The sequence below is a fragment of the Janthinobacterium sp. SUN033 genome, from assembly GCF_030397595.1.
Lineage (GTDB): Bacteria > Pseudomonadota > Gammaproteobacteria > Burkholderiales > Burkholderiaceae_D > Janthinobacterium > Janthinobacterium kumbetense.
The window spans coordinates 183,468-197,582 of the sequence record NZ_JAPQNV010000008.1 but is presented as its reverse complement, the minus strand read 5'-3'; the positions used below and the strand labels follow the sequence as shown (position 1 = coordinate 197,582).

11 protein-coding genes are annotated in these 14,115 nt (G+C 64.0%); all 11 read left to right on the top strand.

The features are described 5' to 3' along the window. Nucleotides 1-136 precede the first annotated feature (136 nt). The 11 genes from OX460_RS27610 (at nt 137) to OX460_RS27560 (ending at nt 13,938) form a co-directional block, all read left to right on the top strand. Nucleotides 137-1,774, top strand: a complete 1,638-nt coding sequence (locus OX460_RS27610; RefSeq protein ID WP_289900558.1) for a ShlB/FhaC/HecB family hemolysin secretion/activation protein — start codon at nt 137-139, stop codon at nt 1,772-1,774. A gap of 56 nt (nt 1,775-1,830) precedes the next feature. Next, a complete protein-coding gene (locus tag OX460_RS27605) occupies nt 1,831-3,612 on the top strand; it encodes a MotA/TolQ/ExbB proton channel family protein (protein WP_289900557.1) in 1,782 nt (593 codons plus the stop codon). A gap of 13 nt (nt 3,613-3,625) precedes the next feature. After that, nucleotides 3,626-4,036 carry a biopolymer transporter ExbD gene (locus OX460_RS27600; RefSeq protein WP_034753784.1) on the top strand — a complete coding sequence of 137 codons (411 nt, stop codon included), beginning with the start codon at nt 3,626-3,628 and terminating at the stop codon, nt 4,034-4,036. A gap of 10 nt (nt 4,037-4,046) precedes the next feature. Further along, entirely contained in the window at nt 4,047-4,763 is a 717-nt protein-coding gene (locus OX460_RS27595; RefSeq protein WP_289900556.1) for an energy transducer TonB, read from the top strand. 37 nt (nt 4,764-4,800) lie between these two features. Then, complete coding sequence (locus tag OX460_RS27590) at nt 4,801-6,534, top strand: putative porin (protein ID WP_289900555.1); 1,734 nt, start codon at nt 4,801-4,803, stop codon at nt 6,532-6,534. Between the two features lie 6 nt (nt 6,535-6,540). Beyond that, nucleotides 6,541-7,239 (top strand): hypothetical protein, encoded by a 699-nt coding sequence (locus tag OX460_RS27585; RefSeq protein WP_289900554.1) that lies wholly within the window; start codon nt 6,541-6,543, stop codon nt 7,237-7,239. 29 nt (nt 7,240-7,268) lie between these two features. After that, entirely contained in the window at nt 7,269-7,757 is a 489-nt protein-coding gene (locus OX460_RS27580) for a YbjN domain-containing protein (RefSeq protein ID WP_230523257.1), read from the top strand. Between the two features lie 208 nt (nt 7,758-7,965). Further along, nucleotides 7,966-11,070: a DEAD/DEAH box helicase gene (locus OX460_RS27575; RefSeq protein WP_251351534.1), complete on the top strand. Its 3,105-nt coding sequence runs from the start codon at nt 7,966-7,968 to the stop codon at nt 11,068-11,070. 49 nt (nt 11,071-11,119) lie between these two features. Then, nucleotides 11,120-12,256, top strand: coding sequence for a HAMP domain-containing sensor histidine kinase (locus OX460_RS27570; protein ID WP_289900553.1), 1,137 nt, complete (start codon nt 11,120-11,122; stop codon nt 12,254-12,256). A gap of 138 nt (nt 12,257-12,394) precedes the next feature. Further along, nucleotides 12,395-13,075 (top strand): response regulator transcription factor, encoded by a 681-nt coding sequence (locus OX460_RS27565; protein WP_034753797.1) that lies wholly within the window; start codon nt 12,395-12,397, stop codon nt 13,073-13,075. A 155-nt stretch (nt 13,076-13,230) separates the two neighbouring features. Further along, nucleotides 13,231-13,938 carry a transposase gene (locus OX460_RS27560; RefSeq protein WP_099666073.1) on the top strand — a complete coding sequence of 236 codons (708 nt, stop codon included), beginning with the start codon at nt 13,231-13,233 and terminating at the stop codon, nt 13,936-13,938. Nucleotides 13,939-14,115 lie beyond the last annotated feature (177 nt).

The window sequence follows — 14,115 nt, the reverse complement described above, 5'->3', positions numbered from 1 at the left end:
ATGAACATTTGATGACATTCGGCAGTCGCCGCGCGCGGCGGCTGTCTAGGCATCAGTAGATCAGCATTAGCAACAAAAATACGCCGGCCCAGCGCCGCAACACAGGGCAACCGTTTGATTTTAAGGTGAATGGAAGATGCGTGAAATGACAACCAAGGGCAGGGGCGTGCCGCCAGCGGCGCCTGCAACCGCCTTGACGATGCTGTGCCTGGCCATGCTGGCGCTGCCCGGCATGGCGCGCGCGCAGGACGCGGTCCCGGCGGCCGCTCCCGTGGCCGCGCCGGAACGGCAGGTGACGATCGAGGAATACCTGGTACGCGGCAATACCGTGCTCGATGCGCGTGCCATCGAAGAGGCGGTGACGCCCTTCCTGGGGCCGGGCCGCACCCTGAAGGATGTGGAAGGGGCGCGCGACGCCCTCGTTGCGGCATATCAAGCCCGCGGCTACCAGTCCGTCTACGTGGACTTGCCGGAGCAGCAGGTGGAGCAGGGCGTGGTGGTGCTGCAGGTGAGCGAAACGAAGGTGGGACGCTTGCGCGTCGTCGGCGCGCAATACAACTCGCCGCTCGACGTGCGCCAGCAAGTACCGGCCCTGACGGAAGGCAAGGTGCCCGACTTTACGCAGGCGCAAGTGGAGCTGACGGCCCTGAACCGCGGTCCGAAGCGCCAGGTGATGCCGCTGGTCAAGCAGGGCAGCCTGCCCGGCACCATGGACGTGGACTTGAAAGTCGAGGACAGCAGCCCGTGGCGCGCCAGCATCGGCTTGAACAACGATTACAGCGCCGATACCAAGAAGTTGCGCAGCAGCATGTCGGTCGGTCACGACAACCTGTGGCAGATGGGGCATAGCGCCACCATCAGCTTTTTCGGCACGCCGGGCGACCTGAACCAGACCAAGGTGTGGTCCGCCTCGTACGTGGCGCCGATCGGCACGCAGGGCTGGAGCGTGGAAGCGACCGGCTACCAGTCGAACAGCAACGTGGCCAGCACGGGCGGCACCAGCGTGCTGGGCAAGGGCCACGCGCTGGGCATGAAAGTCAACTACACGGTGCCCAACAGCGGCATCTGGTGGCACAGCTTTTCTGCCGGCATCGATTTCAAGGATAACCAGGAAGCCTTGAAGCTCAATGGCACGGGCAGCAATATTCCGCTGAAATACGTGCCGCTCAGCGTGGCCTACAACGGCTTTGCGCAGACGGATGCGGCGACGTACGGCCTGGGCCTGTCGCTGGTGGCCGGCACGCGCGCCGCGTTCGGCTATGGCAGCAACAGCGCCGCCTACGACAACAAGCGCTACAAGGCGTCTCCCAGTTTCCTCGTGCTGAAGGGCGACGCCAATGCCACCTACACCCTGGGCAGCGGTGCGCAGCTGCACGGGCGCATGTCGGGCCAGCTGGCCGACGCGGCGCTCGTGTCGGGCGAGCAGATGGCCGCCGGCGGCGCCAATTCCGTGCGCGGCTACCTGTCGGCCGAAGCGACGGGCGACTACGGCATTTCCGGCACCGTCGAATGGCGCACGCCCCAGCTGACGTACTTCAGCCGCCTGGAAAACTGGCGCCTGTTTGCCTTTGCCGATGGCGCGCGCCTGCGCCTGCGCGATCCGATGATCGAGCAGAAAGACCTGTTCGGCCTGGCCTCCGTGGGCGTGGGCAGCAGCTTCCAGTTCCTGCGCTACCTGAATGGCCGCATCGATTTCGCTTACCCGCTGCGCGATGGCCCGCGCACGCACAAACACGTGCGCCGCATCAATTTCAACCTGTCGGCCAGCTACTGACGGGCCAGCTCACCAGCACTGCACTTTTTTAGACTTTTCTTCGGAGAATCACTGTCATGCAACGTTTTCTTTTCCTGCTCACGATCCTGGGCACGCTCGTTCCCGGCCTGGCGCATGCCTGGTGGCAGCCCGACTGGGCTTACCGCAAACCCGTCACCGTCGACGCCGGCCCGAAGGCGGGCGCCGTGGGCGGCGATCCCGGCCGCATTCCCGTGCTGCTGCGCTTGCATTCTGGTAACTTCAACTTCGAAGGCGTCAGCGACAACGGCGCCGACCTGCGCTTCGTGGCGGGCGACGACAAGACGGTGCTGAACCACCAGATCGAACAGTTCAACCCGCTCCTGGGCATCGCCCTGATCTGGGTCGACGTACCGGCCCTGACGGCCGGCACGCCGCAGCAGCTGTGGATGTACTACGGCAATCCGAAGGCGCCCGCTTCCGGCAACGGCCAGCGCACCTTCGACCCCGATTACAGCCTCGTGTACCACTTCACCGAGCCTGGCGTGCCTTCGCGCGACAGCACCGCCTACGGCAATCATGCCCAGACCGCCGTGCCGGCGCTGGACGGTTCCGTCATCGGCGCCGGCGCCCGCCTGGGTACGGCACCGCTGATGCTGCCTGCCTCGCCTTCGCTGGCGCTGGCCGCCGGCGCGCCCTTCACCTTTTCCGCCTGGGTGCGTCCCGATAACCTGGGCCCGCAGCAAGTGCTGTATGCGCGCCGCGACGGCGCCAACGAATTGCTGATCGGCATCGACCAGGGCGTGCCTTTCGTGCAGGTGAATGGCCAGCGCAGCAAGCCCGGCCAACCGATCCAGGCCGCGCAATGGTCGCACCTGGCTGTGAAAGCCGATAAAGCCAACGTGGCCCTGTACGTGGGCGGCCGTCCGGCCGTGTCGCTGGCCACCGCGCTGCCAGCCTTCACCAGCGCCGCGTCGGTGGGCGCCGATGCGGCGCCGGTCGCTTCCGGCACCGCCACCCTGAACAACTTCACGGGTGCCATCGACGAGCTGCGCCTGTCGCGCACGGCCCGTCCCGACGCCCTGCTGCTGGCCGACGCCGTCTCGCAAGGTTCCGAATCGCGCCTGGCCGTGTTTGGCGCCGACGAACAGCAGGCCGGCAAGAGCCATTTCGGCTTCATCATCGCCGCCATGCCGCTCGACGCGTGGATCGTCGTCGGCGTGCTGGGCCTGATGATGGTCTTGTCGTGGATCATCATGATCGGCAAGGGCCGCAGCTATGGCGCCATCTCGCGCGCCAATGCGCAATTCATGCAGTCGTTCCACGAAGCGGCCGGCGCGCCGCTGGACCACCTGGCGCGCAACGGCAAGCTGAGCACTTCCGTGAAGACGGATTCCTCGCTGTGGCGCCTGTATGACGTGGCCATCGACGAGATGCGCCGCCGCCACGACCGCGGCTACGACCTGAACGCCGTGTCGAACGCGACGATCGGCGCCATCCGCGCCGCCATGGATGGCGTGATGGTGCGCGAAAGCGAGCGCATGTCGAAACGCATGATCTGGCTCTCGACCACCATCGAAGGCGCGCCGTACGTCGGCCTGTTCGGCACCGTGATCGGCATCATGCTGGTGTTCGTCGTGGCGGCCATGGCCGGCGCCGTGGACATCAACTCGGTGGCGCCGGGCATGGCGGCGGCGCTGTTGTGTACGGCTGCGGGCCTGGGCGTGGCGATTCCCGCCCTGTTCGGCTACAACTGGCTGTCGTCGCGTTCTGACGCCATCGTCGCCGATATGGCCGTCTTCGTCGACGAATTCGCCACGCGTCTGGCTGAAGAGCAGGGCGATGGACGCCAGATGCGTCCCGTGCTGCAACAGGCGTGAGGGGCGCATAACCATGGCCACCTCCGCCAAGTTTACCCCCCGCAAGCGTAGCGGCGGCATCAACATCACGCCCTTCGTCGACGTGCTGCTGGTGGTGCTGGTGATCTTCATCCTGACCAGCAATGCCAGCATTCCCGGCATCAAGGTCGACCTGCCCAAGGCCAGTTCGGCCATGGCGCTGGAAAAACCGAAGACCAAGGCCATCACCATCGACAACGCGGGCCAGGTCTTCCTCGACGCCTATCCCGTCACCTTGCCCGAGCTGGAAGAGCGCTTGCGCACGGAAAAGGCCCTCACGCCCGACTTCCCCGTGATCGTGCGCGGTGATGCCGCCGTGCAATACGCAAAAGTGGTCGAAGTGCTGGACTTGCTGCGCCGCATAGACCTGAACCAGGTGGGCCTGGTGACCGGCAAGCCGGCATGAGGAGCGCAAGGTGAAGCGTGACGACATGATGAAGATGGCCGCCTCCGAACCGTCGGGTGCGGCGCAGTGGTGGCGCCGCTGGGGCGGTGTGGCCGGCGGCGCGCTGCTGGCCGGTGCGCTGGCCGCGCTGGTCTGGTATTTGCTGTCGGACACGGCCGCGACCAAGCGCGAAGTGGCGGCCCCGCCGATGCTGATGCTGCCCCCTCCGCCGCCACCGCCGCCGGAACCGGAAAAACTGCCGGAACCGACGCCCGACAAGGTGGTGCCGGAAGTGTCGGAGCCGGAACCGACGCCGGCCGACAAGCCCATGGATGACGCGCCGGAAAGCCCGTCGCCGGACAAGGGCGACCCCGTCACCATCGACGGCGCGGCGCAGGCCGGCAGCGACGCCTTCGGCATCCAGGCCGGACGCGGTGGCGGCATGACGGGCGGCGGCGGTGGCGGCGGACTCGGCGCGGGATCGTATGGCCGCTATGTCGCCAACGCGCTGCAGCTGGCCTTTGCCCGCGATCCGCGCACGCGCCAGCTGGCGTTTGCCGACATCCGCGTCGACCTGTGGCTCGATACGGAAGGCAGGACGACGAAAGTGCAGCTGGTGCAAGGCACGGGCAATGCGCAGACGGACGAGCAAGTGCTGGCCATGGTGCGCGACTTCCGCGCCGACGAGCGGCCGCCGGCGTCCCTGCGTTTCCCGGCCCGCGTTTCCATTAAAGGCCGCCGGCCATAGCGCCCCCAATTCATATTAATTTTTTTCGAGAGAAACAATGAATTCCTTATTTTCTTCCCCACAGCGCCTGCGCCGCCTTCCGCTGGCGCTCGCTGCCCTGGCCCTGAGCGTGGCGGCAGGCGCCGTGCAAGCGCAAGCACCGGCCGACAGCACCATGGTCAAACTGATCCGCGGCCTGATCCAGAGCGGCGCCCTGAACAAGGATGCCGGCGAAGCGCTGCTGGCGCAGGCGCAGAGCGAAGCGCTGGCCGCAGCGCAAGCCCGCCCTGCCGCCGCACCGGCGGCCCTGGCGCAGGTACAGCCGGGCGACGTGCGCGTGCCGTATATTTCGCAAACCGTGCGCGAGCAGATCCGCGACGAGATCAAGGGGCAAGTGCTGGCCGAAGCGAAGGCGGGCGGCTGGGCGGCGCCGAATGAAACGCCGGCCTGGACCAAGCGCATCCGCCTGGAAGGCGACGTGCGCGCGCGCTACGAATCGCGCTATTACGACATGGCCAACAGCAATATCGAGATCGACTGGCGCTCGCTCAACAGCGGCAGCGGCTACGACGTCAATTCGAATACCAACCTGGCCCTGCCGGCGCTGCTGAACACGCGCGAAGACCGCAAGCACTTGCTGCGCGCCCGCGCGCGCCTGGGCATCCTGGCCGACATTTCCGACAGCACGCAAGCGGGCATCCGCCTGGCCAGCGGCAATGACGACAGCCCGGTATCCACCACGCAAACCCTCGGCGGCGGCCTGGGCAAGAAAAACATCTGGCTGGACCAGGCCTGGCTGTCTTACCAGCCCGCTTCCTGGCTGAAACTGACGGCGGGCCGTTTCGATAACCCGTTCGTCTCCGGCGACGAACTGTTTTCCAGCGAACTCAATTTCGACGGCATCGCCGCCAAGGTGCAGCAACCGGTGGGCGACAGCAAGGACGTCACCGTGTTCGGTACCCTGGGCCTGATTCCGCTCGAGTATTCGTCCGACAATGCGCCTAGCCGCAGCCAGGCAAAAATGTCCAGCGAAAACAAATGGCTGCTGGGCGCGCAAGTGGGCGCGTCGTGGAAGATCAACAGCGACCACCAATTGCGCGGCGCGCTGGCTTACTACAACTTCCGCAACATCAGCGGCGAATATTCGCAGCCGTGCGCGCTGTACGCGGGCGCCGATGGCTGCAACACGGACTGGTCGCGTCCGTCGAGCATGCAAAAGGGTAACAGTTTGATGCTGTTGCGCAATATCGCCCTGAACCCGCTGGACCCGGCGAACACGCCGCAGCCGCAATTCGTGGGCCTGGCGTCGAAATTCCGCCTGGCCAACCTGAATGCGCGCTGGGATAGCAAGGTGGCCGGCGGCACGGACTTGCGCATCGAAGGCGATTATGTGCGCAACATGGCCTACGACAAGAGCGAAATGTGGGCGCGCGCCAAGGGCGGCATCATGAACAATTTCGGCGGCACGGGCGGCGTGTCGCAAGCCGATTTCCGGAGCGGCGGCAATGCCTACATGCTGCAGGCGACCCTGGGCAAGGCGAACCCGGCGGCGCGCGGCGACTGGAACGTTTTGCTGGGCTACAAGCGCATCGAACCGGATGCCTTGCCTGACGCCTACAACGATTCCACCTTCCACCTGGGCGGCACGAATGCGCGCGGCTACTACCTGGGCGGCGCGTATGCGCTCGACAAGAATACCTGGTTGAACGGCCGCTGGACGTCGAGCCGCGAAGTGTTCGGTTCGGCACTGTCGATCGATACCCTGCAAATCGAATTGAACGCGCGTTTTTAAGGAGCCATGATGTTGATATCCAACAAAATGCGCGTGCCTTTACTGTTGCTGAGCTTGCTGGCCGCCGGCACGGCCCAGGCGCAGGGACAGAAGGGCCAGAGCATGGAAGAGCGCCTGCGCGCCGAGTTGCGCAATGTCACGGCGCAACTGCAGCAGACGCGCGGCGAGCTGGAATTGCTGAAAGCCAAGGGCGTGCCTGCCGCCAAGGCGGCGCCCGTCGCCGCGCCTGCCAGCGATGGCTTGAAAAAGGAACTGGCGCGCAGCCAGTCGCAACTGGCGCAGGAGCGCGCGCAACGGGAAAAACTGGGCGAGCAGCAACAGCGCAGCGCCGCTGCCGCGCAAGAGGCAAGCGCCGGCCTGGCGCAGTACCGCCAGGCCAGCGAACAGCTGGCCGCTACGGGCAAGCAGCTGGAAGCGGAGCGTGTGCGCCTCGACGGCGAAGTGGCGTCCCAGCGGGGCGCCCTGGCGCGCTGCGAAAGCAAGAATGCCCAGCTGTATGCGGCCGGGCAGGAAATCCTGCAAGCGTATGAAGGGCTCGATGTGCTGGACGTCATGAAGGCACGCCAGCCGTTCGCCGCGCAAAGCCGGGTGAAACTCGAACAGATTGCCCAGCAGTACGGCGACCAGCTGTACCAGGGGCGCTTTGATGCGCGTCAAACCGAAGCGGCAGCAACGCCGGCCGCCCCTGCGCCGGCCCCCCAATAATTTTACTTTTCGAAATGAATGGAATGACGATGGAAAACACGAATAGCTTGCTGACCACCCTGAATGCGGAACAAACGGCCGAGGCCATCAAGGCGGCCGGCTGCGCCGTCACCAGCATCGAACACGACGGCGTCGTGCGCCTGCACAGCGCCAGTCATGGCATCGGCTTTCAGGTGCTGTGGGGCAATGAAGCATCGCCTGGCCAGTATGCGGACCTGACCCTGAGCTGCCCGCTGCGCGTGCAGGGCGGCGACTTGCCGGCCGGCTTGCTGGCCGAATGGCACCGCAGCAAGCGTTTTGCCCGCGTGGCCCAGCATGGCGATTTCGTCGTGCTGGAAATGGATGTGCTGGTCGCCGGCGGCGTCAGCCGCGAGTACCTGAATATCAATCTGCAACTGTGGACGCAGATGATGGGCCAGTTCTTCTTGTTTTTGCGCAACTTTACGCCGGCCGATACGAGCACCGCTCCGCTCGTCGAAGCCGCCAACGTGGCAGAAGAAGAAACTGTGCCGGCCTGACAAGCGGGCCAACGGCGGCAAAAAAGGCCCATGACGGGCCTTTTTTGCCGTCTGCGGGTCCCAAGTGTCGTATTAAATACTTATTTTTTAGGCATCGCGCATTAAAACTGCTCAAAGAGCGTGTGTGAATCAAGCCAGCAACGGCTGTATGGCGGATAATATTGCCTGTTGCCGATTTGGATACGACCTTTACACAAAAATGCGCCCCATGGATTTTACCCGCGACGAAACCAGTGAAACCCCAGTTGCCCCGGCCAGCGCGCCGGGAGCGCCTTTGCCGTATGCCGTCGCCACCTGGCTGCAGCGGGTGGAGGCAGCCGCCCATCCGAAAGCCGTGCTGAGCATTGCCGAACCGGACCCCAAACTCAACCAGCATCGACTGATCTACGTGCTGGCGCCCACCAGCGGTGGCCGCCACGTGGCCCTGTGCCTGTACAAGGCGCGGCTGCGGCCGAATGGCGACGTGGCGGCGGCGTCCCCCATCAGCGAAATCTTTTCCCTGCTGTCGGCGCCCCCCACGTTTTTGACGCCAGCCGACGAAGACCTCGTGCGTTTCTTCGTGGCCATGCGCAGCGGGCAGAATTCGCAGACGGGCAGCGCCACGGAGCCGAAGGGCAAGGTGGGCGCGGCCCTGCTGAAAATGCTGGCCGAGCAGGATAAATTGTTGTGGGCCAATTCCTGGGCCGACGTCGGCAATGGCCTCGTGTACCCGTTGAAGGAAGGTCCCGTGCGTCCCGCGCGCCTGTTCTGGCGCGACGAAGGCAAGACCATGCGCCTGGGCTGGCAAGTGGACCCGCCGGAAGGCGCGAAGCACCATGGCGCCGACCAGATCGACTACATGCTGCCCACCGATCCGCCGTGGTACATCGACAACCTGTCGTGCGGCGTGCTGGAACTGAACCAGGGTGGCTCCGACATTTCCCTGGCCGACTTGCAGGCGCTGGTGGCGCAGGCGCCGCCCCTGAACGCGAACGACAAGGTGCGCGTGTCGCAATTGCTGCTGGCGCAGGGCTTGCAGCATTTGATGCCGCTGCCGCAGCCGTTGCCGCAGCGCTTGCGCAAGGACGTGCCGGCGCAGCCGGTCTTGCTGCTCGATAGCGCCATGCTGGCCGATGGCGGCGCGCAGCGCTGGAGCGACTTCGCTGTGCTGTCCTACGACTACGATGGCGAAAGAGTCTCGTTCGACCCGTCGCAGCGCGTGGTGCGGCAAGTGGGCGACGTGACGGAAATTATCCAGAGAAACACGGTCGATGAAGCGCGCGCGCTGGCGACGTTGGCCGAGCTGCAATTCAAGAAGCCGGGCTCGGCCCCCTTGAGCGGCTTGAAGGGCGCCTTGCAACTGCCTTCCCAGGCGGAATGGCTGCGTTTTGCCGAGTCCGGCATCGACGCCTTGCTGGCGCAGGGCTGGATCGTGGAAAAGACGGCCAAGTACCGCTACGACGTGAGCGACGTGGGCGACTGGTACGCGGAAATCGACGACCAGGACCCGGACAGCGGCAACGCCTGGTTCGAGCTGGAACTGGGCATCGTCGTCAACCACGAGCGCGTGCCGCTGCTGCCCGTGCTGGTGCAGCTGATCCGCAATGCGCCCAACGATTTCAACCCGAAAGTCATCGAGGCCCATGCGGACGATGACCAGATGCTGGCGACCTTGTCGGACGGCACGCGCGTGGCCCTGCCGTGGGGCCGCGTGCGTCCCATCCTGAACACGCTGGGGGAACTGTATTTCAGCGACAAGATCAAACATGCCGTGCGCATGTCGACCCTGGACGCGGCGCGCCTGGAAGAGCTGGCGCGCGGCCTGGACATGCAGTGGACGGGCGGCGAGCAGCTGCGCGCCATGGGCCGCAAGCTGAGCCAGTTCGGCGCCGTGCAAAAAGTGGCGGCACCAGCCGGCCTGCAGGCGACCCTGCGCGACTACCAGGCCGATGGCCTGGCGTGGATGCAATTCCTGCGCGACCACGACCTGGCGGGCATCCTGGCCGATGACATGGGCCTCGGCAAGACCGTGCAAACCCTGGCGCATATCCTGGTGGAAAAGGAGGCGGGCCGTTTGACGCATCCGGCGCTGGTGATTGCACCGACGAGTTTGATGGGCAACTGGCAGGACGAGGCGGCAAAATTTGCGCCCGGCCTGAAGGTATTGCTGCTGCAAGGCAAGGACCGCGCCCAGCAATTCGACCAGATCGACCAATGCGATCTGGTGCTGACCACCTACGCCCTGTTGCCGCGCGATGAGGAAACCTTGCGCGAGCACGATTTCCACCTCGTCATCCTCGACGAATCGCACTACATCAAGAATACGCGCAGCAAGGCGGCGCAAAGCGCGGGCCTGCTGCGCGCGCGCCACCGCCTGTGCCTGTCCGGCACGCCGCTGGAAAATCACCTGGGCGAGCTGTGGTCGCAATTCCACTTCCTGCTGCCGGGCTTGCTTGGCGACGAAAAGACGTTCAACACCCAGTTCCGCCATCCGATCGAGCGCCAGGATGATCCGTTGCGCCGCATGCTCTTGAATCGCCGCATCAAGCCTTTCCTGCTGCGCCGCACGAAGGACAATGTGGCCAAAGAGCTGCCGCCGAAGACGGAAATGGTGCGCAAGGTGGAATTGACGGGGCCGCAACGCGACCTGTATGAAACCGTGCGTCTTGCGATGGATCAAAAAGTACGCGAAGAAATCGACAAGAAGGGCGTGGCGCGCAGCCAGATCGTCATCCTCGAAGCGCTGCTGAAACTGCGGCAAGTGTGCTGCGACCCCCGCCTCGTGAAATCTTTGCCGGCGAAGAAACAGTCGGCCGGTTCGGCCAAGCTGCTCGACTTGATGCAAATGGTGGAAGACTTGCTCGACGAAGGGCGCAAGATTCTCGTTTTCTCGCAATTTACCAGCATGCTGGAATTGATCGAGGAAGAACTGGAATCGCGCGACATCCCCTACGCCTTGCTGACGGGCGAAACGAAGGACCGGGGCGCGCAAGTGGCGGCCTTCCAGCAGGGCGCCGTGCCGATCTTCCTGATCAGCCTGAAGGCGGGCGGCGTGGGCCTGAACCTGACGGCGGCCGACACGGTCATCCACTACGATCCGTGGTGGAATCCGGCGGCGGAAAACCAGGCCACGGACCGCGCCTGGCGCATCGGCCAGGACAAGCCCGTATTCGTCTACAAATTGATCGCGAAGGGTACCCTGGAAGAAAAAATCCAGCTGCTGCAGCAAAAGAAATCGGAGCTGGCGCAATCGATCCTGGCCGAAGGCGAATCGCAGAAGATGGCCCTCACGCAGGAAGACTTGCAGCAGATTTTCGCCCCGCTGGAAGATTAACGGTGCCGCACGCTTATACTTGGCGATTCTTTCTTGCCAAGTATAACGCATGCTGCCCTTCCTGCCCTTTCTTGTATTGCTGCTGGCCGGCGCTATCCTCATGGCGCTGCGCTTCGTCCAGTTGCGCCGCGCCCTGCTGCGCGCGCGGGCGGGCGAAGCGCAATTCCGCCTGCTGGCCGAACACGGCCGCGACGCGGCCTTCCTGCTCGATGCCGCCACCCTCGAATTGATCTATATCAGCCCCGCCGCGCAGCGCCTGACGGGCCACGACGTGCCCGCCTTGCGCGCGCATGCGGCGCAGCTGGCGGCGGACGTGCCGGCCCGGCTGCAGCGCTGGCGCGACGGTGACGCCAGCCGTTTGACCCTGTTGCGCGAAGTGGAATTGCCGCACGCCGACGGCCACCTGCTGGCCCTGGAAATCCATTCCACCATCGTGCCCGCGGCGGCAGGGCGGGGCGTGACCCTGGCGGGTACCTTGCGCGACGTCAGCGCTGCGCAGGCGCAGGAAGCCGAGCGGGAAAAGGAGCAGAAGCGCTTCGCCTCGATGCTGTCGCACGAATTCCGCACGCCGCTGGCCACCATCGACGGCGCCATCCAGCGTCTCGTTTCGACGTCCACCGAGGCGGACGAGGCCACGCGCAAGCGCTACGTGAAAATCCAGACGGCCGTCGACCGTTTGTTGGGCATGATCGACGACTATTTGTCGCCCGAACGCATGGCGGCCATCGGCCGCGAGCGGGCCGCCGACGGCATCGCGCCGCTGGCCTTGCTGCAGCAGGCGGCCGCCACCGTGCCTGTCAGCCACCGCGTGCAGCTGGAACTCGACGAAGACTTGCCGGCCAGGTTGCGTTGCGACGTGCCCGGCATGGCCCTGTGCCTGAAAATATTGTTGGACAACGCCGTCAAGTTCAGCCCGCCGGGCAGCGTCATCACCTTGTCGGCCAGGCTGGTGCCCGAGGGCGGCGTGGCGCTGTGCGTGCGCGATGCGGGGCCCGGCTTGCGGGAAGAAGAATTGGCGCAATTGTTCGAAAAAGGTTTCCGTGGAACTAATGCCACGCATCCGGGCGCGGGCCTGGGCCTGTACATGGCGCGCGCCGTGGTGGACGTGCATGGCGGGAGTTTGCAGGGGCATAATCTGCCCGAAGGCGGGGCACTTTTCCGCATTTGGCTGCCGCTTCCTGTCTAGACAAGGAAAAGCCTTGCTTCCGCTGAAGGCAACCGTGATAATTCCTTGACGTAAACCTATTGTGCCGTCCATCATGGTGTAGAAGTGCATGGCATGGTTTGCCCTCGGTGTGCTCACTAACGGAAGAATGGCGTAGCAATGACGAAAATACTGATCGTCGAAGACAATCTCGACTACGCCGAAGACATGGCGGAGTTCCTCGTTGAGCTCGAACACGAAGTCCATATCACCAGCTCTGCTGGCGGTATGTGGACGGCGTTGAGCCATGGCAATGTCGGCGTGGTCGTACTGGACCTGGGTTTGCCCGATGAAGACGGCTTCAACGTCATCCCCCGCATGCGCCAGCTATATCCGCAAATCGGCGTGCTGGTGCTGACGGGGCGTGTCGCCTTCGACAGCCGCATCCTGGGCTTGCGCCTGGGTGCCGACCACTATCTGACCAAGCCGATCAAATTCCCCGAACTGGCGGCGCACATCGAAGCGCTCGACCGCCGCGTGGGGCCGCAAGATCCCGTACCCGAGCCGGGCAAGTGGACGTTGAAAGTAAGTGCTCGCCAACTTGAGTTGATGGGCGCCGTCATCGCCTTGACGGAAAAGGAATTCAACTTCCTGCACCTGCTCACCATTAATACCCGTCCCGTGCCGCGCGACGTCATCGTGGCCGGCATGGGCGGCGAAGATCCCGATGCGGGCCGCCGGGTCGACATGCTCGTGTATCGTTTGCGTAAGAAAGCCAAGACGGGCCTGGGCCAGGACTTGCCGCTGCGCAGCGCGTATGGCGAAGGCTACAGCCTGTCGGCCAGTTTCAACCTGTCCTGATGACCTTGTTGCGCCGCCCGCAAGTGGCCGGCGCAATAAAAGGGACAGAGTCAACGGCTTTTTTCCGCATTTAAAATAAAACAGGGTCAGAGTCGTACCTTGCGCTCGCAAGTGTGTAAAATCAAGGCCTTAGCCTTCTTTTTACCGATTCTGCCATGGCCCGTTTGCCCCGCCTCATCATTCCAGCACTGCCCCATTACGTGATTCAGCGCGGCAGCAACCGCCAGCCCGTGTTCCAGGACGCGGCGGACTACGCGCAATTCCTGTCCTGGCTGAAAACGGGGGCGAAAATGTTCAAGGTGGCCATTCACGCCTATGTTTTATTGCCTGATCAGCTACATTTACTGGCTACGCCGGCCGATGCGACGGGCCTGGGGCAGCTGATGCAGTGGCTGGGTCGCTATTACGTGCCGTATTTCAACCAGAAATACGGCCGCGAAGGCGCCTTGTGGCAGGGACGCTACAAAACTTCCGTCATCGATCCCGACAATTTCTTCCTCACGTGCTGCCGCTACCTGGAATGCGTGCCCGTGCAAACGGGCCTGGCGGGCCAGGCGCTCGATTACAGCTGGTCCAGCTATGCCCACCATGCGGGCGTGCGTCCCGATCCCGTTATCACCGACCATGCGCTGTACTGGGCGCTGGGCAATACGCCGTTCGACCGCGAGGCGGCGTATCTGCGCCTGTTCGAGCAAGGCCTGGGCAGCAGCCAGGTGAAAGTGGTGGAACAGGCTGTATTGAAGGGCTGGCCGCTGGGTTCCGACGCTTTCAAGCAGGCGCTGGAGCAGAAAATGCAGCGGCAAGTGCTGCCTGCCAAGCGGGGCCGTCCCCGCAAAATCGTGGCCGACGCGGCCGCCAATTGAAAAGCATTCGCATTTAAAGCAAAAAATGGTTCCTTTCCGCGCTTTTATTGAAATTGCTTTGACTATGTCCCTATTAAATTTTTAGAGTGATAGAATCGAATTTAATTCGACTCCGACCCTAATTGTTGTAGTTGAGTTTTTTGTTGCGTTGCACTACTCTAGTTTTTCGATAGTCAT